Annotated in this window: 17 protein-coding genes; 6 read left to right on the plus strand and 11 right to left on the minus strand. The window is 54.4% G+C overall.

The features are described 5' to 3' along the window. The first annotated feature begins 256 nt into the window (after window positions 1-256). Genes QET40_RS03245 through QET40_RS03255 form a run of 3 tightly spaced genes read left to right on the plus strand, consistent with a single transcriptional unit; the run spans window position 257 to window position 6,062 of the window. Complete coding sequence (locus QET40_RS03245) at window positions 257-2,323, plus strand: TonB-dependent receptor (RefSeq protein ID WP_280125743.1); 2,067 nt, start codon at window positions 257-259, stop codon at window positions 2,321-2,323. 17 nt (window positions 2,324-2,340) lie between these two features. After that, window positions 2,341-3,099, plus strand: coding sequence for an ABC transporter ATP-binding protein (locus tag QET40_RS03250; RefSeq protein WP_280125744.1), 759 nt, complete (start codon window positions 2,341-2,343; stop codon window positions 3,097-3,099). Next, window positions 3,096-6,062, plus strand: coding sequence for an ABC transporter permease (locus QET40_RS03255; RefSeq protein ID WP_280125745.1), 2,967 nt, complete (start codon window positions 3,096-3,098; stop codon window positions 6,060-6,062). The genes QET40_RS03250 and QET40_RS03255 overlap by 4 nt, the downstream gene beginning before the upstream one ends. Here QET40_RS03255 and QET40_RS03260 read toward each other — a convergent pair. The 3 genes from QET40_RS03260 to QET40_RS03270 all read right to left on the minus strand — a co-directional run bounded on the left by QET40_RS03260 (window position 6,059) and on the right by QET40_RS03270 (window position 10,858). Further along, complete coding sequence (locus QET40_RS03260) at window positions 6,059-8,527, minus strand: hypothetical protein (protein WP_280125746.1); 2,469 nt, start codon at window positions 8,525-8,527, stop codon at window positions 6,059-6,061. The two genes, QET40_RS03255 and QET40_RS03260, sit on opposite strands and share 4 nt — an antisense overlap. A gap of 129 nt (window positions 8,528-8,656) precedes the next feature. Further along, the gene (locus QET40_RS03265) at window positions 8,657-9,940 is read right to left on the minus strand and encodes a class I SAM-dependent rRNA methyltransferase (RefSeq protein WP_280125747.1); all 1,284 of its coding nucleotides are present in this window, start codon (window positions 9,938-9,940) and stop codon (window positions 8,657-8,659) included. A gap of 33 nt (window positions 9,941-9,973) precedes the next feature. Continuing rightward, complete coding sequence (locus QET40_RS03270) at window positions 9,974-10,858, minus strand: SDR family oxidoreductase (RefSeq protein WP_280125748.1); 885 nt, start codon at window positions 10,856-10,858, stop codon at window positions 9,974-9,976. Between the two features lie 184 nt (window positions 10,859-11,042). On the opposite strand from QET40_RS03270, the gene QET40_RS03275 reads away from it, so the two are divergent. The 3 genes from QET40_RS03275 (at window position 11,043) to QET40_RS03285 (ending at window position 14,136) form a co-directional block, all read left to right on the plus strand. Further along, the gene (locus tag QET40_RS03275) at window positions 11,043-12,419 is read left to right on the plus strand and encodes a cytochrome ubiquinol oxidase subunit I (RefSeq protein ID WP_280125749.1); all 1,377 of its coding nucleotides are present in this window, start codon (window positions 11,043-11,045) and stop codon (window positions 12,417-12,419) included. A gap of 21 nt (window positions 12,420-12,440) precedes the next feature. Next, a complete protein-coding gene (cydB, locus tag QET40_RS03280) occupies window positions 12,441-13,469 on the plus strand; it encodes a cytochrome d ubiquinol oxidase subunit II (RefSeq protein ID WP_280125750.1) in 1,029 nt (342 codons plus the stop codon). 73 nt (window positions 13,470-13,542) lie between these two features. After that, window positions 13,543-14,136 carry a DUF417 family protein gene (locus tag QET40_RS03285; protein WP_280125751.1) on the plus strand — a complete coding sequence of 198 codons (594 nt, stop codon included), beginning with the start codon at window positions 13,543-13,545 and terminating at the stop codon, window positions 14,134-14,136. A 66-nt stretch (window positions 14,137-14,202) separates the two neighbouring features. Here the strand turns inward: QET40_RS03285 and QET40_RS03290 are convergent, their stop codons facing one another. The 8 genes from QET40_RS03290 to hisA form a co-directional block, all read right to left on the minus strand. Beyond that, window positions 14,203-14,976, minus strand: coding sequence for a class I SAM-dependent methyltransferase (locus QET40_RS03290; protein WP_280125752.1), 774 nt, complete (start codon window positions 14,974-14,976; stop codon window positions 14,203-14,205). Between the two features lie 89 nt (window positions 14,977-15,065). Beyond that, window positions 15,066-16,532: an Asp-tRNA(Asn)/Glu-tRNA(Gln) amidotransferase subunit GatB gene (gene gatB / locus QET40_RS03295; protein WP_280125753.1), complete on the minus strand. Its 1,467-nt coding sequence runs from the start codon at window positions 16,530-16,532 to the stop codon at window positions 15,066-15,068. A 109-nt stretch (window positions 16,533-16,641) separates the two neighbouring features. Beyond that, window positions 16,642-17,631: an HAD hydrolase-like protein gene (locus tag QET40_RS03300; RefSeq protein ID WP_280125754.1), complete on the minus strand. Its 990-nt coding sequence runs from the start codon at window positions 17,629-17,631 to the stop codon at window positions 16,642-16,644. A 14-nt stretch (window positions 17,632-17,645) separates the two neighbouring features. After that, entirely contained in the window at window positions 17,646-18,383 is a 738-nt protein-coding gene (locus tag QET40_RS03305; protein ID WP_280125755.1) for a 16S rRNA (uracil(1498)-N(3))-methyltransferase, read from the minus strand. 31 nt (window positions 18,384-18,414) lie between these two features. Next, the gene (gene dnaJ, locus QET40_RS03310; RefSeq protein WP_280125756.1) at window positions 18,415-19,578 is read right to left on the minus strand and encodes a molecular chaperone DnaJ; all 1,164 of its coding nucleotides are present in this window, start codon (window positions 19,576-19,578) and stop codon (window positions 18,415-18,417) included. A gap of 15 nt (window positions 19,579-19,593) precedes the next feature. Continuing rightward, window positions 19,594-20,160, minus strand: a complete 567-nt coding sequence (locus QET40_RS03315; RefSeq protein ID WP_280125757.1) for a nucleotide exchange factor GrpE — start codon at window positions 20,158-20,160, stop codon at window positions 19,594-19,596. Between the two features lie 68 nt (window positions 20,161-20,228). Beyond that, on the minus strand, window positions 20,229-20,504 hold the full coding sequence (locus tag QET40_RS03320; RefSeq protein ID WP_280125758.1) for a DUF167 domain-containing protein: 276 nt from the start codon (window positions 20,502-20,504) through the stop codon (window positions 20,229-20,231). Further along, window positions 20,501-21,274: a phosphoribosylformimino-5-aminoimidazole carboxamide ribotide isomerase gene (gene hisA / locus QET40_RS03325; protein ID WP_280125759.1), complete on the minus strand. Its 774-nt coding sequence runs from the start codon at window positions 21,272-21,274 to the stop codon at window positions 20,501-20,503. The genes QET40_RS03320 and hisA overlap by 4 nt, the downstream gene beginning before the upstream one ends. Between the last annotated feature and the right edge of the window lie 15 nt (window positions 21,275-21,289).

A 21,289-nucleotide genomic window follows, 5' to 3' on the forward strand; every position in this document is an offset into this window, starting at 1 on the left:
CGTCGGAGTTGCTTCCCGAAAAGGTATGCCGTAACTTTGGCAAACGGCGTATTTATTCGTCAGAAGCATTGCTGCAAGTCAGGAATTAGAGACCGGAAAAGATCGAATTTGGCGATTATTTGGATTCGACAGCTCCTTGGTTTGATGTTAGGCATTGAAACCGATGCGACACTTTACATCTTATCCGGGACATGCATTTGCTGTTATTTGTGGGATTTTATCGGTTGGGGCAAGTGATGCCGCTCCGGTTCAGACGATGACTGAAATGGTCGTTGCCGACAAGGCTCCCGATCCTTTCCGGGCAGAGACGGTAACCGGAGCCACGGGAACGGAGTTGGCTTCCGAACTGTCTCCTCAAACGGTTAATGTGTTGACCCGCAATTTGCTGGAAGCTACCAACGTGGACAATTTGGATGAGGCTTTGGCGTACGATACGTCCGTTTCCTCGGGGGGCTCGACTTTGTACTCCCGGACAGCAGGTCAATATTCCATCCGCGGTTATAGCGGCAGCGATGTGACTCTCCAGGGGATGCCTTTGCCGGATGGAATGGGGATCGTGCTGGATTCTTCCCTGATTGAACAAGTGGAAGTTGTTAAAGGCCCCATCGGTTCGCTGGAAGGCGGACAAACTTCGACCATGGGGCCTTACGGAGCGGGTGGTTCAATTGTGCTTAATCTGAAACAGCCGTTGATGGAAAATGTAACGGACATTATGGCCTATACGCGTCTGACGGAAGGCGGCGGTCAAAAGTACCGTCTTGTGGGAGACAATAACCGTGTTTGGAACAGGACAAACGGACAGTTGGGCATGCGGACGATTTTTGTCGGAGAATACGAACACCCGTTCTGGCTGAAAGGCGGAGCTGACGGTGGGCAGAAGTATGTGATCTCTCCGTCATTTTTATGGAAGCCCGACAGCCGCACGAAGATTTCCCTGAATTTGAGTTTCCAATACATCGATATGCCTGCCTACCAGGGCATTCCGGTTCTTGGCGGACAGTTTGTCGGTCCATACAATGCATGGTACGGAGGCCCTCTGTCGCGCGACGAGTACAAAGGGGCGTTGATGCAGGTGAATCTGGAGAAGAAACTGGACAGTACCTGGACGATCCGTACCGGGGCCGGACTGGGCTATAGTGATGTTGATTATAATTTGTGGGCCTTGTCGTCCGGGGCTCCCAACAGGAAGGTGAGTGCCTTGGAGTATTACAATTCTGTCATTGCAACAGGGAAAGGGTACTATGAATACGCATGGTCGGATACACGTTCGACCAACTGGAACGTGTACGGCCAGGCTCTTGCCAAGGTTCGTACGGGTACCGTGGCTCATGAGATTTTGCTGGGAGCGGATTATACGGGCCGCAACACGAACGGACATGGGTATTTTGGTACGACGAACCAGCTTTTTGACCTGTGGAATCCGGAACCTCCTGTTCCCACCGGTCGTGATTACGGAGTGGGAACCAAAAGTTCCCGGACGCTGCATAGAACGGGCCTGACCCTGCAGGAACTGGCTTCGTGGAACGGTTGGAAGTTTCTGGCGGGTATGCGTGTGGATGCCCATTTCAGTGCCGAGGGCAACACGGGATTTTCCGTAAGTCCGAGGGCAGGGATTTCCAAAGAGATCACGGATCATATCGTCTGGTTCGGCAATTTGGCCCGTACGGAAGCTCCCAACTTCAACTACAAGGATGCGTCCGACAAGGAGATGACGAGCAGTTGGGAAGCCAACCAGTATGAATCGGGACTTCGTTTCAATCCTTTCGGATCTCTTTGGATAAATGCTTCCTGGTTCATGATTGAACAGAGCCATACGCCGGAACTCCTGCCCGGTGATCGTTCTCATTACTACGACAACGGCAAGAGCCGCTCCAAGGGGGTGGAAATTTCCCTGACTGGCAATATAACGAAAGCCTGGAGCTCCTATGCTTCGTATACCTTCATGCAGTATAAGGACATCGACGCCGGGCAGTCGTTCGACCGTTATGCTCCCCATGCCGTTTCCCTGTGGCAGCAGTATGAAGTTCAAGGCGGATTCCTGACGGGAACGAAGCTGGGTCTCGGCTACCGATTCCGCGATTCGAGCCTGGCGACGCTTCGCGGTGAGAAAATTGCCGACAATTATACGATTCCCTCCTACAATGTATTTGACTGCTCCGTGGAAGTGCCTCTTCCCGCGACGCGCTGGTTTGCCGAGTCGAGTATCCGGTTTGCCGTGTACAACATTTTTAATGAGAAGTATGTAGCGTCATCCCGTCACGCCGTACAGTGTTTTGTCGGGGATCCCCGGACATTCGAAATCTGCTTCCGTTCCAGATTTTAATCCTTTATTTTTCATCTATGAACGATCCTGTTATCCACTTGGAGCATGTTTGCAAATCGTATCCGTCAGGCCGAGGAAGAGCCCATGTATTGAACGATGTGGAGCTCCGGGTGGAAATCGGCGAGTTTGTGTCGGTCATGGGGGCCAGCGGTTCCGGTAAGACGACTTTGTTGAATTTGATCGGAGGCCTGCTGCAGGTCGATTCCGGACTTGTCCGTGTTGCCGGCAAGGAATTGACGGGATTGGATGACAGGTCTCTGACTTTGTTTCGACGGAATGACCTGGGGTTTGTCTTCCAGATGTTTAACCTCGTCCCCGGCCTGACGGTGGAGGAAAATGTCATGCTTCCCGGTCTGGCGGCCGGCGGATCCTTTGGCGATGAGGAACGCAGGGCATGCAGCCGGCTTCTGACCCGTGTCGGTCTGGAAGGGAAAGAGAAGCGTCGACCACGTGAGTTGAGCGGAGGGGAACAGCAGCGTGTCGCTATCGCCAGGGCTCTCCTGCATCGGCCACACCTCGTTCTGGCGGATGAACCGACCGGCAACCTCGATTCGGAGACTACCGGGGCAATCGGGGAAATCTTCCGTTCTCTGCATGACGATACCGGTATTACCATGATGCTGGTGACCCACGAACCTTCCGTTGCCTTGTGGGGAGAGCGCATTATCATCCTGAAGGACGGCAGGATTGCTGCCGATGTCGGATCCGGGCAATTCAGTTCCCCGGTCGAGTTGTCCGCTTTTTACCAACAGGTTTTGCAGAAGGATCAGATATGAGATTCTTGCTACGCCTCCTGAGAGCAGAGTCTGTGGATCAGCCCGGACGCATGTTGACGGGTATTGGTGCCATGCTGGTGTCCGTGTGTTTGATCGTGTGGCTTGTCGGCAGTTACGACAGCATGATTCGCAGCTTCGATGAAGAGGCGGATTCCTATATGGGGGTGTATGATCTTTGTATCGGCCCGGTTTCTCGAGGAGGTATGCCCGGAAGCAATCGTAGCCGCGCCAAAGGGGAGGATGGAGATGGCTTGGGATTCGGCTTTTTAGGTACGGGTACGGGATTGAAAGACAAGGAGGCTGCCCGGAAGACCGGTTCCGGCATGCCGGGACAAGGGCGTCCGGAAAGATCTGGCCGCTCCGGAGGTAAGCCGGGGAGGGAAAGCGCCGCTTTTTCGTCAGCTCCGTCTCTGGGCAGAACGTTGCCCGACAGTCTGGTGGCAGAGTTGAAGAAGGAACCTTCCATAGAAACCATGCATCTTGCCTGCCAGGTGCGTGTGCCTATCGGCAAGAATGATACCCGTACCGGACAAACTTTCGATGATTTTATCCGTTCCAGGATGGGAACTCCTTCCCCCAGTCCCATGCTGGTTGCTTCCGATGCTTCCTGGTGTCCATTTGAAATGGAGACTGGGCGTTGGCCGGACATGGCGGTGTCTCATGCGATGGAAGGGGTTCTTGGCAGTGGCAGTGCGAAGATGTTCGATATTCACGTTGGGGACATGCTGTCCATCCGGTCCGGAGAAAGGGTGAGTCATGTGAAGGTGGTCGGCATTGTCGAACAACCTCAGGGCAGTGTCGGAGTCGGGACGGGGTCGGCTGGCCCGGCATTGGCTTCCTTCTTTATTCCCCGCCCTGTGTTCAAAGCAATTACCGGGGAGGAATGGCAGCCCAATTTGGTGTACCTGCGCCTTCGGGAATCCGTGGACAAGACTGCGTTCATGAGAAAATGGCAACCTGTTCTCGAATCATCCGGGGCGGCTTTTGCCGATACGGAAGCAGTTCGTCGTTCCATGGAAAGGAACCGCTCCGTTTCCATGATGAAGAGCAGTGCCAATTCAGCAGTCGGCCTCGTTCTGTTCTCTTGTATCTTCATTATTTTTACGACTCTGAGCATGGGTGTCCGCGAGCGTTCCCGGAAGCTGGCTTTGATGCGGGCCCTGGGTGTCAGTAAGCGCCAAATAGCGGGACTTGTGTTCGGAGAGAGCCTGATGCTGAGTATTCCCGCCATGGTCGGAGGCCTTTTGGCCGGGTGGGTATTGCTGGCCGTTATGGATACCCGCCACGGATGGTGGGCATCCTGTCCGTCGTGGGATGCCGTCCTGCTTGCACTGGCGTGTGCCTTGGCCGGAGGCTTGATAGCTGCCGTGATTCCGGCATGGAGGTCGACTCGTCTTTCTCCGATGGAGATGTGCGAGTCTCCCTTTGAATCGGCCGCCCGCTCAGGAAGGAATTTCCTGCCGCTTTTATTCGTCATCGGGATTTTGGCATGGAGTGTCCAGCCGGTGGTGTTGCTTATTCCCGGTTTGGGCGAGGAGATTGTCAAACCCGTGTTTACGCTGGCGGGATATCCTTGCCTCATCTTGGGGGCTTTGTGTCTTGCCCCGGCGTTTGCAATTGTCGCGGAGCGAGTGCTGGCTCCGTTTACGGCGTATCTTCTTCGTCTGCCTGGAGCGTTTTTGCGTTTGCAGTTGACGAGTAATCTGGCGCAGAGTGCGGGGACGGTCATTTCGATGACGGTAGGGTTGGGGCTGTTTATGGCGATTCAGATGTGGGGATATTCCATGCTGGTTCCGTTTACTCCCGACCGGACTTTGCCCAATACGCTTGTTTCCGTACTGCATGCGGATTTTGCATCTGACGAGTGTCGGGAGGTGATTCGTGAAATAGGGATGGATCCGGACAAGGTATATCCCATTTACGTTGAGGAACCTTCGATTGCCGAAGCCCAGTTGGCGTCTCCCGCTTTTGCCGCAGTGAAGCAGAAGACGGTCGTCGTTGCCGGAGTTCCGCTTCGCGACATGATGGATGGCCCGGATGCCTCGTTGAATCTGCAGTTTATCCAGGGTGGCAGGGACGAGGCGCTCAAGAAAATGGAGTCCGGCCGGGCTGTCCTGATTCCGAATACTTTTGCCGATACGGCTCATTTGAAGGTAGGGGACATGTTGATGCTGGATAATCCTTCTTCCCCCGGCGAGATCAAGCCCTGGGAAGTGGCGGGAGTTGTAGCCATGCCGGGATGGCATTGGCTGACCAAGACGAGTGGTATCCGGGTGCGGACGGGGAGCTTCATTGCTGGTTTGCTGATTGCCGACGAGGCCCGCGTCCGGGAAACGTATGGAGTGGATCGCGTCCGTTTTTTCTGGGGGGATGCACCGGAGGATATGTCGGCGGAGATGTTCCGTTTTGCCCTGGAAGGTGTCTTGGAAAAACGGAACCACGGGAAGGCCGGAGAGATTGTTGGCAGAGGTGTTGAGATTAAACCCATGGTTAAAGTTTCTTCGCGTGAAACGTTGACTCAAAGCGTTGGAGCGCGAGCGGACAGCGTGTTGGATGCCATGAGTCGCTTGCCGTTGATTGCCCTGGCAATTGCCATGCTGGCTGTGATGAACACAGTGATGGCCTCCGTCAGATCCCGTCGTCATGCCATTGGTGTAATGCGTGCCGTGGGCGTGACGCGGGGCATGGTGGTGCGCATGGTGTGGGCCGAAAGTCTTTTGCTGGGCGGAGCCGCTATTCTCCTGAGCTTTGCGTTTGCTTCCCTGGTGTCGTGGGGGGCTTTGGAGATTCAGCGTTTCGGTTTTGTCTTCGGAACGATTGTTCCTCCGTTGCATATTCCCTGGCTGCATATTCTTTTCGGGTCTGTGATGACTCTGTTCCTGTGTCTTCTTGCGGGGACGGTTGCCGCGGTGCGGATTGTCCGGCGGCCTCCGGATCAGCTGATGAAAGATATTCCCGGTTAGCCTTCCAGGATCAGCGACATGTCGGGTACGACGGCCAGAATGTTGAAAGGGCCGGAGGAGTCGGTTTTCAATCCCAGCCTGATTTGCCTGCCGCCCGGGTGGGCATGTGTCACGGGGACATAGCCGGAGAACCGGGATGTCATGTTGTGGCGTTCTGCTTCGAAGGGCAGCCAGTCATCGTCGTTTCCTGTTCCGAAGTAGAAATCCAGGCAACTTTCCAGTAGAAGGATATTGGCTTTGACCTGATGTTTGCGGATACCGGCGAGTTCCGCCGATTCCAGAGGCATCGTGACGATTTCCGATGAATACGGTATGCCTACCGTCCAGTAGCCGGATGAATTGGCATAGGGTGTCGGAAGAAGCGCATGACCGTTGATATCGACAGTGATATCAACGGACTCCTGCAGGTTGGAACTGGGGATTGCTCTGGCGGTCATACCGGCCAGGTGTTTGAGCGTGGAGAATTGTCCTTGTTCGGCCGCAAGCGTCATGTGACAGTCCAGCCAGAGAGAGGACGGGGAAATGCGTTCCAGACAGACGAGAGGCTGTCCGTCCATTTGCCGGAGGACAGCCATCCACAAGTTATCCATAGTCGAGTCCTGTTGATGAAGGCGGGCAAGAGCCAGAACTTTGCCTCCGGCAATTTCATGGGGATGCCATGCGACGATATTCTGACTTCGGTTATGGGTCATGCAGGCCAGCGTTCCATCTTGAAGAAGACACCATATTTGAAGGGATTCCGCCTGGCATGAGGTCCAGTCTGTAACGCCTTTCTCAAGCATGTGCCCGGCCAGCAGGCTGGCATCCTGGGCCATGTAGCCATCGGATTCCAGAGAGTAGATGAATTCACGGATTTTATTGCTGCCCCGTTGGATGAAGAATGCCGAGTTTTCCGCCTGGATGGAATCGCGGCAGGCCGATCCCAGCCCTGACTGTCGTTCAAATGCGCAGTTGCGCAGGTTGACGGGAGCTGAATCCGTTGTTTTCAGGACCCATTCTCCTTCGTTCGTTCCGATGAGGAGTCCCTTCATGGAGAGCATCCATGTGATGTTGTTCTGCTGTGAGGCAGCGAGAGTCAACGTTAAGGGGGCATCGTCAGCCGTTCCGGGTGTGAAGTTGTGCAAGTCGTCTACGGCACTTCCCCATACTGTTTGCGGTTGCCGGCGGGTGCCCCCGAACCAGAGCCTGCCTTGATGGAATTCCACACATCCGGGATAACCATTGCGGAAGCCGAAAGCACCGAAACTCCAATTCGTCGTCGAGCCGGATCCCAGGGGGAAGAGTTCCGGCTTCCGGCAGGGAGCGGCATAGGCGGTGTAATCATCGGAGATGAAGACGATGTTAAGGAAATGATCGTGGGAACATTCTTCGGCACGGAGTTCGGGAACTCCGGTTTTTTGTCCGGTTTTCCAACAGATGAGGAGAAGGCGTAGGGCCGTAGGTACTTCTTCTTCCCCGGAAATGGAGTAATTCTGTCTCCGATCGGAATTCTGAACCAATTTTTTAACGCTTTTCCAATTGGCCGGGGTACCTTGCGACCCGAAAAGCTGCGTTTTTTGCAAGGCCCATTCCGCCGTCCATTCCTCAAATGTCTGCAGGCTCCATTTACCTTGTACGGTGATGGGATCATGGGCGATTACTCCGGGCTGGAAAAAGTCCGGATAGTCCGCCGGGTTGTCCGATCCGGTATAATTGCCGGGGACGAAATGCCGGATAGCCCGGTAGCAGTAGGACCATCCGTCGCGTTCGACGCAAAAGGCGGTATCGGCCAGGATAACCGCGTTCAGCGTGCTGAAACAGGGAGGGACCCCGCAGGTCGGAGTGACGAGCTGTTCGTCATGAAAGGTGGTGATTCTGACGATCTCGTGGTCGAACATGGCGTACGAAAACAAAGGGAGGGAACTCTGGAGTTTATAGGAGGCACCGGATGCTCCCGTATCGGGAGAAAATGTCAGCAGGGCTTCGCTTTCCAGCATGGATTCGCAGGGGGGAGTGTTGAGGACAAGGTCTCCCAATTCCCAGTTGTAGTTGTTTTTGCGGACGAGAAGCTGGGGCGGGATATCGCGGTGTGTGAAGTAAACGTAATCGTTGATCTGCTGGTATTGGAGTTCGGAAAGTACTTTTTCCGTGAGCCAGGGCGTGGTGATGGAGAGAGGGGTGCCGGTCGGAGACAGCAGAGGGCCGCTTTCCATGATAAAACGCATGTAGCCAGCCCCCAGTTCAAGGAGGAGCTGGTCGTTTTCCGACGACATGAAAGGAATCAGACGGATGCCGCCTGTATCCTTGCCCGCCCGGTAGACAAGTCGAGTTCCTCTTCTCCTTTCCAGTCCACCGAAGGGAGTAACGATCATGTTTTTCAGGTGCGAGGCTCCGTGGGAAACAGTTTCGACGTCCTGGCGGGCCTGGAGGCGGGGTGTCAGTTCCCCCGCTGAAAAGTTGATTCTCGGGAATGGTTGCGTAGTCATTCCTGCCTGTTTACCGCAAGGTTGCCGAAATGGGCAATGGATAAACGGAGCGCGCAATATGTGCCCGCAGCAAACGGCCCGGACGGAGAAACTCCTGCCCGGACCGGGGACTGAAGGATGGTTGCTGCCTTACAGGGCAATTGCCCAGAGGACTTTCAGATAGCGTCCTTCCGGATAGGTACTGAGGAAGGGATGATCCCAACCGGGCCCTGTCATGGCCATAATCTGAAGCTTGCGTCCCTGGCGCTGGGCTGCTTTGATGATGACTCTCTCGAAGTCGGACGGAGTCAGCAGGCCGGAACAGGAACACGTGACGAACAGGCCCCCCGGGCGCAGGCATTGCAGACCCAGCATGTTCAAGTCATGGTATTTTTTGATGCCTTCGTCGTAGCCGTCGCGGCCGATGATGAATTTGGGAGGATCCAGCAGGACGGCATCGAATAGAGTGCCGTTCCTCACCATCTGGCGGGCGTATACGAAAGCATCCGCATGGACGAAGTTAATTCGCTGGTTATTGATGTTGGCGTTGCGTTTGGCCATGGCAATTGCCTTTTCATCCAGATCGACGGCAGTGACGTCTCCTGCTTCTCCAAGCATTTTGGCGGCAATGGAAAATCCTCCGCTGTAACAACAAAGATCCAGAACGGAGGCTCCTTTGACCATCGTGGAAAATTTCAAACGGTTGTCACGCTGGTCGCAGAAGAATCCCGTTTTATGTCCTTGGGCGAAGTCTACCTCATAGGTAATGCCGTTTTCGTGGATTTTAACGATACGGACGGGGGCGGATGGGCAGGGGAGATTGCGGACATCAATGCCTTCCATGCGGGCGATGTCTTCGTCTACCTGGATGACGTGACGGCTGGTACCGCACAATTTGTGGAGCATAGGCAGCCAGCGTTCAAGGCGTTGCCATGCACCCAGCGTACTGACTTCGAGGCTGAGAACATCTGCGTAGCGATCCACGATCAGACCGCCGATACCGTCGGAATCCCCGTGGATGACACGGTAGGCATTGGTGGTTTCATCCAGTCTCAAGACTTCTCGGCGGAGCCGTACGGCGGCGGCGATGGCCTTGTCCAGTCCGGTTTCCGAAAAGGCGTCTTTGCCGTGATATACCATGCGGAGCGGTGTCCGGCTGGGTTCGTTCCAGAATCCGGCTCCGAAGAGTTCTCCGTTTTTATCATATACGTGTACCAATTCTCCCGGACCGGCTTCCGGACTGATTGCGCCGATCATGCGGGGGAAGACGGCCGGATTGTAGGAAAAGTATTTCAATTCCACCCAGGGAGATATCCAGGCTTCGCTGCCAAGTGGTGTACCGTCCCGGTAGGTAAGGCGCTTGCGGGCGGGCGGAGTGTTGTCTCGGCGCGGGGGGCGGGAATCGCGGCGGAAGGGCTTTTTGTCGTTGTACATGATAAAAAAGGTAGTGAAAAATTTAGGGAAAAGTTACAAGTTCTGGGCGTAGGTACGGATGTACTGGCGGAGGGTATCCTGCCAGGAGCGTACGGGATGGCCTAGAAGGCTGGCCAGGCGCCCGGAATCCATGGCAGTATGGCGAGGACGCGTTTCCCGGAATCCGGCCTGATCGTCGAGCCGGGTTTCCGTGACTTCTTTCGAACGGAGGGGGAGACCGGCTTCATCGGCAGCCAGAATGGTTTCCCGGGCATAATCCGCCCAAGTGACGGGTGTGCCCGACTGGCACAGATGGAGGATTCCCTGCGGAGTGTCTCCTTGGGCCAGCGTGATGAGCCATTGGCAGAGATCGTCTATGAAGGTCGGCATGGAATCCTTGTCTCCGATAATGGACAGGGGGGAGCCTTCCATGGCTCTTTTCAACACCATTTCCGGAAAGGAAGGCCGGGTCATGTTACCGAATACCCAGGATACTCGGGCAATCAAAGCATCGGGCATTTCGTCGGCAATGCGCATTTCGGCTTCCCATTTGCTTTCCCCGTACGTGTTGGCAGGCTTGCAGATGGAGGATTCATTCTTAAGACCGGGCCGGGTACCGTCCAGGACATAATCCGTACTCAGGTGAATGAATTTTTTCCCTTGGCGTGCGCAAGCCCGTGCTATGTGCTGGGGAGACATGGCATTGATGTAGTGGGCGGAGACGGGATCGTCCAGGCATTCCTCAATTCCGCTGACGGCGGCGCAGTTGATGATTGTACCTGCCGGGCTGTTGGCAACGAGTTCTCCGGCTGCTTCGGGGTTGTACATATCGCAGTCGGCTCTGCCCCAGGCAATGAAGGGAATGTCATTTTCCTCCAACATCCGGACCAGGTAACTGCCGACGCGTCCGCGCGCGCCAAGAACAAGGCACAAGTTCATGCGCACGTTATAGGGGTTCGCCCGGGAGGAAGCGAGCCTTATCCTTCTCCCGGAACGATATTTGAAATCGTGAGAGAATCGTTCACGTGTGTTTCCCTGATAGGGACGATAATTGAACCAATTAAATTTTTTTTATTTTTAGATTGCGTTGAACGAATGAGCGCGCAGTAATGTAAATCATATTATGGACGATCCCGTTATTCTCTCACGGTTGCAGTTTGCCCTGACGGTCATGTTCCACTACATTTTCCCCCCGTTGACAATTGGACTGGGAGTGTTGCTGGTAGTCATGGAGGGCATGTGGTTGAAGACAGGCAATGACCTGTATCATAAACTCGCGAAGTTCTGGACGCGCATGTTCGGGATTATTTTTGCCCTAGGGGTGGCGAGCGGCATTGTGATGGAGTTCCAGTTCGGGACGAACTGGGCCGATTATTCACGGTACGTGGGGGACATTTTCGGGAGTGCCTTGGCAGCGGAGGGGATCTTTGCCTTTTTCCTGGAATCGGGCTTTTTGGCGTTGCTGTTGTTCGGATGGGACAAGGTGGGAAAGAAGCTGCACTTTTTCTCGACTTGCATGGTCAGCCTGGGGGCTCACTTCAGTGCGATTTGGATTATCGTTGCCAATTCCTGGATGCAGACGCCGGACGGTTACAAGATTGTTGAGACGGCGGCGGGACCGCGTGCCGAGATGACGAGTTTCGTGGATGTCGTGCTCAATCCGTCCACGGTCGACCGTCTGACTCATGCTTTGTCTGGCTGCTGGCTGGCTGGCGCGACACTCGTCCTGAGTGTGAGCGCCTGGTACATTCTGCGCGGACGTTTTGTTCCGTTTGCGAAGGCCGGAATGAAGATAGCCTTGGTGATCGGAATGATCGCAGTTGCCGGCATGGGATTGACAGGGGATTCCAGCGCCCGCGAAGTGGCCCTCCAGCAGCCGACCAAGTTTGCTGCTATGGAAGGGGTGTTTGAGACAGGCTCTCATCTTCCTCTCCATATTTTCGGTATTCTTCACGGACCAAACCATGATTTTACGGGATTTTCCGTGCCCGATATGCTGAGTATCCTGACACACGGAAGCGCAGATGCGGAGATCAAGGGGTTGAATGCCTTCCCCCAAGAGGATTTACCTCCTGTCGCTCCTGTTTTCTATTCGTTCCATATCATGATCCTGATCGGTTGCATGCTGGCCGGTCTGATGGCCTTGGGGCTGTTGGGGTGGTGGAAAGGCTGGCTCTTTCGGAGCAAGTGGTTGATGTGGTGTTTTGTGTTCTCCGTGCTGGCTCCTCAGATCGGCAATCAGGTCGGCTGGGCCGTGGCGGAACTGGGCCGGCAGCCTTGGATTGTTTACGGTATGCTGAGGACGAAAGATGCCGTTTCTCCGACGCTGACTTCCGGGCAGGCGATTGCTTCTCTGGCGATGTTTGGCGTGATTTACGCCCTTCTTCTAGCCCTGTTCATTTACCAGATCAGCCATAAGATCCACAAGGGGCCGGACGGTGTGGACGAATTCGACGACACCGGGCAGGGAAGATTGCATATCCCATTCATCAAGGAATAACTACCAACCCATCGATATATTATGTTTGAAGGAATTGACTTGAATGCTCTCTGGTTCATCATCGTGGGGGTTCTGTTTGCAGGATATGCCATTCTGGATGGCTTCGACCTGGGAACGGGCATCGTCCATCTCTTCTTCAAGAAGGACATGGATCGTCGTATCCTCCTTAATGCCGTCGGCCCGGTATGGGACGGCAATGAAGTATGGCTGATTACCGGGGGCGGAGCTCTCTTTGCTGCCTTTCCGTATGTGTACGCGACCGTTTTTTCCGGATTTTATCTGGCGTTCATGCTTTTGTTGCTGGCTTTGATCTTGCGGGCCGTTTCCATTGAATTCCGTAGTAAACAGCCGATGGGGTGGTGGAGATCCTTGTGGGATATTTGCTTCTCCGTTGGCAGTTTTTTGTCCGCCTTGCTAATTGGAGTTGCTATGGGCAATGTTGTCAGAGGGATTCCGATTGATGCCGACGGCAACTTTACGGGGACGTTCTGGAGTTTGCTGAACCCTTATTCCCTGTTGCTGGGGGTGACGACGGTCGCCTTGTTCGCCATGCACGGTACTATTTACTTGGTGATGAAGACAGAAGGTGATGTGCAGATGCATCTGCGCCGCATCCTGAGACCGACGATGGTGCTTTTTATCCTCCTGCTGATCTGTCATGCTGCGGCGACACTCTTGTACATTGACCATGTGCGTGTTGCTCTGGAGAATAGGCCCTGGATGTTTGCCGTCCTCGTTTTGGCAGTTGCCAGTGTGGCGTTCATTCCCCCTCTGTTGAAGAAACATCGCGAAGGCTGGGCGTTTATTTCTTCCTGTTCCCTGATGGCATGCCTGATGGCGATGTTCGGGGCATCCATGTTTCCGAATCTGCTCTATTCCATGCCGAATCCACAGTATTCCCTCACCATTTACAATGGGGCTTCAACGAGGTTTTCCCTGGAAATCATGACGGTTATAGCTTTGATCGGGGTGCCGCTTGTCCTGGCTTATTCTGCGGCGATTTACTGGATTTTCCGCGGGAAAGTCCACATTAATGAATCGAGCTACTAGGATTGAATGAATAAAATTTAAAATCATTATAAAAAGTTCTTGCAATTTTTCCTGTTGAGTGTTCCATGGCTTTATGTCCAAAACATCCCAACTTCTGGAAGTATTTTTAAAAACAGCTGCATCATGCCGTTGGTTCGGAGTGAGTTTTCTCCGTATTGCCATCTTCATCGTTTTTGCCTGGATCGGAGGATTAAAAGTAGCTCAATATGAAGCAGACGGTATCGTTCCGTTTGTCGCCAACAGCCCCTTCATGAGCTTTTTCTATACGGAAAAAGCCCCGGCTTATAAGAGCCATATGAACAAGGAAGGCGAGGTTGTTCCGACCAATATCGAGTGGCACGAGAAAAACAATACTTATGGTTTTGCCTATGGGCTGGGGACACTGATTGTCGGAATCGGTACGCTTGTTCTATTGGGGCTTTTTTCTTCGAAAATAGGTCTTGTCGGCGATCTTTTGGTGATTGGCATGACAGCGGGGACATTGTCGTTTTTAGTGACAACTCCGGAAACCTGGGTTCCGAACCTGGGTGGACCGGATCATGGATTTCCGTATCTTTCTGGAGCCGGACGTCTTGTTATTAAGGATATCGTGATGATGGCCGGAGCGTTTATCCTGTTGTCCGTGGATGCGGGCCGCATTCTGGCTGCACGCGGGCATAAGGCCTAAATCGCCATCTTTTTGTGAATCATAGGGAGTGGAGTCCATGAAAGATGGATTTCCGCCCCCGCATTCTTATGGAACAGGCTTTTCCGCAATGATGCGAAGCCTCCTGTAATCGGCAATCCAGCGGGTACCATTCCAGAGCTTGCCTTTCAATGTTTCTTCGACATCCCGGATGATGGCGTTACATATTTCGGGGGTGAAGTGTTCCAGATCGTTTGCAAAAAATTGCCGTATCCAGTTTTTCAGCCCATCTCCGGCTTCTTCCAATGGGGTGGGGCGATCGAATTCTTCGAGGAAGATTACATGGAATCCTGCATGTTCAAGCATGGAACCGTACTCTGTGGAGGAAGGAAAGAAAAAAGGCGATTGATATTGATAGCCGTACTGCCTGGAGATAGCTTCGAACGCTTTTTGGATACTTTCGATGTTTCCGCTGGCTCCCATTTCGGCGATGAGTTTTCCTCCGGGTTTCAATGCTCGGTAAATGCTGGACAGTAATTTTTTCTGGTTGGAGATCCAGTGGAAGACGGCATTGGAAAAAACGATGTCAAAAGTGTTTTCCCAAGGAATATCGCAAGCGTCCATAACCAAGAAGTCGATGGCAGGGTGATGGTTCCGGGCATTGAGAACCATATCCGGGGAGGCGTCGATGCCGGTTACCTGGTGCCCCAGGCCTGACATGATGCCGGTGAGGGTACCCGTGCCGCATCCGATATCAAGGATATGCCCGGGAGCGCTATCGAAGATGTATTTCAGGAGTTCTTTTCCGTATTCCGCGACAAATCCGTGTTTGTCCTGATAGAATGCGGAATCCCATTTCATTGTTTTTCCATTGTTGTTCATGGTGGGAGTAGAGGGACAAAAAAGCCATTCGGACCCGAGACGGCACCGAATGGCTGATGGTGGAAAATTCGAGGTGGCAGAAACAAGGGTCAAGAAAGTCCGAGCTTTCCGCGTAGAGCTTCCGTGACGATTTTAGGATTGGCTTTGCCTTTGGCTGCTTTCATAACTTGGCCGGTAAGCCAGTTGAGGAGCTTATCGTTGCCTCCGACGATTTCAGCAACTTTCTCCGGGTTGGCAGCGACGACTTCTTCGACAATAGCGTCGAGAAAGGATGTGTCGGCTTTTTCAAAACCGAGTTTTTTCGCTGCTTCGGCAGGCGAGAGTTCCGGTTGATCCCAGAGGAGCGTAAAGACCTCCTTGGCCTGGTTGTTGGAGACCGTACCGTCTTCGATGATCGTAATCAATCCGGTGATAGCCTGGGGTTGTACCGGACATTCGTCCGGGGTCATGCCTTTTTCGTTGAGGATGCCGAGGATGGTGTTGATGACCCAGTTGGCGACTTTTTTACCGAGCTTGGGATCGGATGCGGCTTCTTCGAAGTAGCGGGCGAGTTTCACATCGGAGACGAGTACGTTGGCGTCGTAGTCGCTCAGACCGAATTCATGGACGAAGCGGTGCTGTTTTTCAAGGGGCAGTTCGGGGACGATTTTTCGCATAGCCTCCACCGTAGATGCCGTATGGATGGGAACGAGATCGGGACAGGTGAAGTAACGGTAATCATGTGCGTTTTCCTTGGTACGCATGAGGATGCTTTCCCCGCGTTCGTCATCCCAGCGCCGAGTGGATTGTACCTGGGTGATGCCTCGATCGAGGTCTTTGCACTGACGGCGGATTTCATACTCCAAGGCACGGCGGACGGCTCCGGTGGAATTGATGTTCTTCATTTCAATGCGTTCCCCAAGTTCTTCCTGGCCCTTGGGACGGATGGAGACATTGACGTCGCAGCGCATCTGGCCTTTTTCCATGTCGGCATCGGAGACGCCGCCATAAATAACGATTTGCTGAAGTGATTTGAGGCAGGCGTACGCTTCCTCCGGCGTATGCATGTCCGGGGCAGTGACGATCTCCATCAAAGGCGTCCCGGCGCGGTTGTAGTCGATCAGCGAATAGCCTGAAAAGTGGGTGAGCTTGCCGGCGTCTTCTTCCAGATGGATGTGATCGAGTTTGGCAGTGCGAAGTTCGGGCAAGCCTTTTTTAACGATATCGCTGGGGTAGCACCAGGGATAGAGAGGGATGCCGCCTCCGATGCAAAGGGGAAGGTCCAGCTGGGTGGTCTGGTAGTTCTTCGGCATGTCCGGGTAGAAGTAACTTTTGCGATCCCACTTGGAAATTTCCGGAGAATGGCAGCCGAGCATCAGGCCGGTCAATACCGTGCGTTCGATGGCGTATTTATTGAGGACGGGCAGGGCTCCCGGGAGTCCCATGCAGACGGGGCAGATGTTGGTGTTGGGTTCGTCGCCCGCTCCTGCCTTGCAGGAACAGAACATCTTGCTCTGTGTTTTGATCTGGCAATGGATTTCAAGACCTATGGTAACAATGTAATCGGAGAGTGGCATGGGGAAAATGGTCTGCTTGAGGATACCTGAAAACGATGACGTTAACCTAGGCCGCAGCCAGCGGAGTGTCGAGCAAAAAGCCCGTTACTTGCGGATTGACGAAGCTGTGTCAGTGCGAATGGACGGTGACGGAGACATGTTCCGTCTGGGGAAGGATGTATTTACGGATGGTGACGGAGGCACAGGAGACATGAGGCGTATCCATGCAGACGGCAACCAAGTCTTCCGCAAGCGTTTCGATGAGCTTCCGGGGAGTGCGGGCGGCTTCTTCCGTAAGGTTTCGGGCGAGAGTGTCGTAATTAACTGTGGCGGCAAGATCTTCTTGCAGCCCGGAAAGGGGATGAGAGAGTTTCAGAGTAATATCTGCGCGTACTTCCTGGGGGACGGCCCGTTCTTCGTCCGGCACGCCGATGCGGCAGAGCAGGACGAGTCCCTTAATCTTCATGGAATCCTGGTGGTCGCAGGCAGTGGCGGAGGGGAATTTACGCAACAGATTCTGAAGGATTCCGAGATGGGGCACCATCATGTCCGGCTGGGATTTCTCCAGCTGTGAGGCATCGTTGTAGCCGGTGAGGACGGCAATGGAGGTAATGCCGCCGTGGTGGGCGGTTTCCATGTCGTGCTGCATGTCTCCGATAAAGGCCGTTTCCGAGGGGATGAGGCCGTGTTGGTCGAGTAACTTGTGAATGTGGCTCGTTTTGTGGCGGATGCCGGCATGGATGGCCTCGAAGTAGTCGAACATGCCTAGGGAACGGCATTGAATGTCGAATTCCTTAGCATCGACGCTGGTTAGAGCGAAACAGCGGATGCCTCGGGACCGGCAAAATTCCATAAATTCACGAGCATGGGGGAGGACACAGACGGGTTCCCGCGAGATTCTGAAGGCATGGCGGAAGTGGTCTTCCAGCTCATTGAGATCCGCCTCCGGGAGGACGCGGGCGTAGTAATCCGGATAGGGAAGCTGGAATTCCGAGCGGAATTCATTGCGGTCCATATTGGCCTTGCCGTACTGGGAGAAAACGTAATTGGAGGCTTCCAACGTCAGGTCCAGGTCGTCGACGAGGGTACCTGACCAATCGAAAATGAGATTTTTGAACATGATGGAATCGAGGGTTAGTCCAGCGCGTACCGCATAGCGGAAAGGCAAAAAAAGGTGGCTGTCTCGACCCGCAGGACGATAGGACCGAGAGTCACGGGACGGAAGCCCGCGTCAAGGGCCAGAGTCGTTTCCCCGGCCGTGAAATCTCCTTCCGGACCAACGAGGACGGCCGCACTACGGCAGCCTTTGGAACGAGCTTCTTCCAGGACGTTACGAATGGGGAGAGCTCCCGGAGCCAGAGAGGCGATGATAGGGACTTCCGGCAATTTCGTTTCATTCAACCATTCGCGGAACGAGCGGGGAGGTTCGACGGAGGGAAGAGTGTTTTGTCCGCATTGCTTACAGGCTTCGAGAGCGGTCCTTTGCCATTTGGCCTGTTTAGTTTCAGCATCTTTGGGCGTAAGTCGGACGATGGTGCGTTCCGTAATCAGCGGGATGATTCTACCGACTCCGAGTTCCACGGATTTTTGGATGATCAAATCCATGTTGCTGCCTTTGGGAATGGACTGGCAGAGGGTAAGCGAAGCAATGCCCGGAGCGGCGGAACATTCTCCGTCGGGTTTCAAGAGAACGGATGAGGAGGAGGGAGGAGCCGCTATGATGGCGCGGGAGGCCCTCCCTTCTCCGTCGAAGACCGTACATGCGTCTCCCTCTTTCATCCTCAGTACTTTGGCTGCATGTTTCGCTTCGTCTCCGTCCAATTCCCAGATGGAAGTGTTCCAGCGGTTTTTGGGCAGGTAGAAGCGTGGCATGGCTCGGAATGAGTGAGGGCGGCGCAGTTGATTATTGAGGGGACATATAACGCTTGGCCTTTTCCTTGAAGGCCTGGCATTCTGGCTGGTTTTTTTCGGGAACGATGGATGAGCTGAAGGATTCCAGTTTGGATTGCTGGTCGCTGCTGAGATTACTGGGAATTTCAACTTCGATTTCTACCAGCAGGTCTCCCGTCGAGTCGCTACCGAGGGTTTTCATTCCCTTGCCTTTGAGCCGGAAGATCATGCCGGATTGCGTACCGGAAGGAATCTTGATGGTTTGAGAACCGGATAGGGAGGGAACTGTCAGTTTGCCGCCCAGGATGGCGGTGGTCAACGGGATGGGGACGGTGCAGTTCAAGTCTCCACCTTGTCTCGTGAAGATCGAATGGGGCAGGACGTCGATGAAAACGTAGAGGTCGCCCGTGGCGCCGCCATGGATGCCGGCATCTCCATTGCCCGAGGAGCGGAGTTTGTCACCGGAGTTAACCCCGGCAGGGATGCGGATAGAAATGTGGGAATCTTCCCGGACGCGGCCTTCACCGTGGCAGGAAGGACAGGGGTCTGCGATGATTTCCCCGGTACCGTGGCAGTTGGAGCATTCCGTCTGCTGGATAAAGAAGCCGGATTGGCGGGTGATGACACCACGCCCTTGGCAGGAGGGGCAGGTTTTGTAATCGGGCTTGCCGGATTTGCTGCCGGATCCATGACAGGTGGAACAGGGGACGAGGCGTTCGATTTCAAGTTCCTTGATACAACCGGCGGCTGCTTCGTCGAGGCTAATGTCAAGGTCGTACCTGAGGTCGGAACCTGGGCGTTTTCCGGAGGCTTTCCGGCGTTGCTGGCCCTGTCTGCCGCCAAAGGCTTCGGCGAATCCTCCCATGCCTCCGAACATCTGGGCAAAAATGTCCATCGGATCCTGGAATCCGCCTCCGCCGAATCCTCCCGGGCCGCCTGCACCGCCACCTTCGAAGGCAGCGTGACCATAGTGGTCGTAAGCGGCACGCTTGTCGGCATCGGAGAGAACATCATAGGCCTCTCCGAGTTCTTTAAATTTTTCTTCGGCTCCGGGGTCATTGGGGTTGCGGTCCGGGTGGTATTTAAGGGCGAGTTTCCGATATGCCTTTTTGATATCGGAATCGGAGGCATCCTTGGCAACGCCCAGGATTTCGTAGTAATCTTTTTTTGAAGCCATATCGCGAGGTGTGGATTAGGCGTTTTGTTCTCCGGCCTGTTGTTCGTTATGTGCGACGACGACATTGGCCGGGCGAAGGAGGCGGTCTTTGATGCGGTATCCCTTGCGGATGACTCGGAGAATTGTGCCTTCCGGCTGGTCGGACGTTTCGCGTTGGATGGCTTCGTGAAGGTTGTGGTCGAATGCCGTGCCGGGTTCGGCGTCGATGGGGGATACACCCTGGTCGGCAAGGAAAGAGTCGAGTTGTTTTTGTACCATGCTCATTCCGATGTAGATCATGGACGATGTGTCCGCACTGGCGGCTTGCATGCCCATTTCAAAGTTATCGATTACGGGAAGGAGTTCCTCCATGAGGCGTTGGTTGGCGTAGCGGATGCATTCTTCGCGTTCCTTGCCCATGCGTTTGCGGTAGTTGTCGTATTCCGCAGCGGTGCGCAGGGCTGTATCGCGCCACTTGAGCATCTCCTCTTCAATTCCGGGGATGCTTTCTTCTTCGGGCATCTGCGTTTCGGGAGTTTCCGTTCCCGTTTCGGCGGCGGGGAGTTCCTCGTCCAGATTGGGGTTCTGCGGGTCGTTATTCATACCCCGATTTTTAGTATTCTCGTCAATTGCAGTCAATGGCTCCCTGAGACATGGCACATATCTGACTCTTACTTTGGAAATTCCAGGTGTTCGAGTGTTTTTCCGGCAGTATCGGGGATTTCGACGATTTTAAGGCGGCCTGTTTCTCCCCGGAAGAATTCCAGACTGGATTTCGGAATGCCCAGGAGTTTGGACAGGTAGGAGATGATTTCCTTATTGGCTTTGCCTTCGACCGGCGGAGCGGCGATGCGGAGCTTAAGGACACGGCCGGCAAGGGGATTGTCTTCCCAGCCGAGGCATTCGTTTTTCCTGGCGTTGGGGGTGACTTTGAGGGCCAGTTTCATGAGGCGGAAACAGACTGGCGTTGGACGAGGTCGGCATAGCGGATGCTTTCTCCGCCGAAGATGTCAAGCGCGCTGCCGACGGTGGCGTCCATAGAACCCTGACTGAGGGTATTGATTCGGTCGAAATCTTTGAGGGAGGCGATGCCCCCCGCATAGGTCATGGGGCGACCTTTCCATTCGCCGAGGAAGGCGACAAGTTCTTCATCAATCCCCAGACAGAGACCTTCGACATCTGCGGCATGAATGAGGAATTCGGAGCAGTGTTCGGCGAGGGAGTCAAGAGTGTCGCGCGTGATGCGTAGCGATGTGATGGTTTGCCAGCGGTTCATGGCGACGGCCCAGCCGGAACCGAGCCGGCGACAGCTGAGATCCAGAACGAGTTTATCGGCGCCGACGGCCTGGACGAGCTCTCTGAGCTTTCGTTCCCGGAAGATGCCGTCAGTGGAGAAAAGGCATGAGGTAACGATGACGTGGCTGGCTCCTGCGTTGATCCATTCTCCCGCGTTGCCGATGTCGATGCCTCCTCCGATCTGGAGGCCTCCGGGCCAGGCAGTGAGGGCTTCGCGGGCTGCGGTGTCGTTGCCGGGGCCGAGTTTGATAACGTGTCCCCCGGTGAGGTTGTCTTTGCGGTAAAGTTCGGCAAACCATCCGGCGCTATGGTCGGAGACGAAGTTGGTTTTCAGGGATTGACCGGAATCGGAGAGTGTTCCTCCGACGATTTGTTTGACTTGGCCGCGGTGGAGGTCGATGCAGGGACGGAATCTTGTCACGTAAGGCATCCTACA

This window comes from Akkermansia sp. N21169, from assembly GCF_029854675.1.
In the GTDB taxonomy this organism is placed as follows: domain Bacteria; phylum Verrucomicrobiota; class Verrucomicrobiia; order Verrucomicrobiales; family Akkermansiaceae; genus Akkermansia.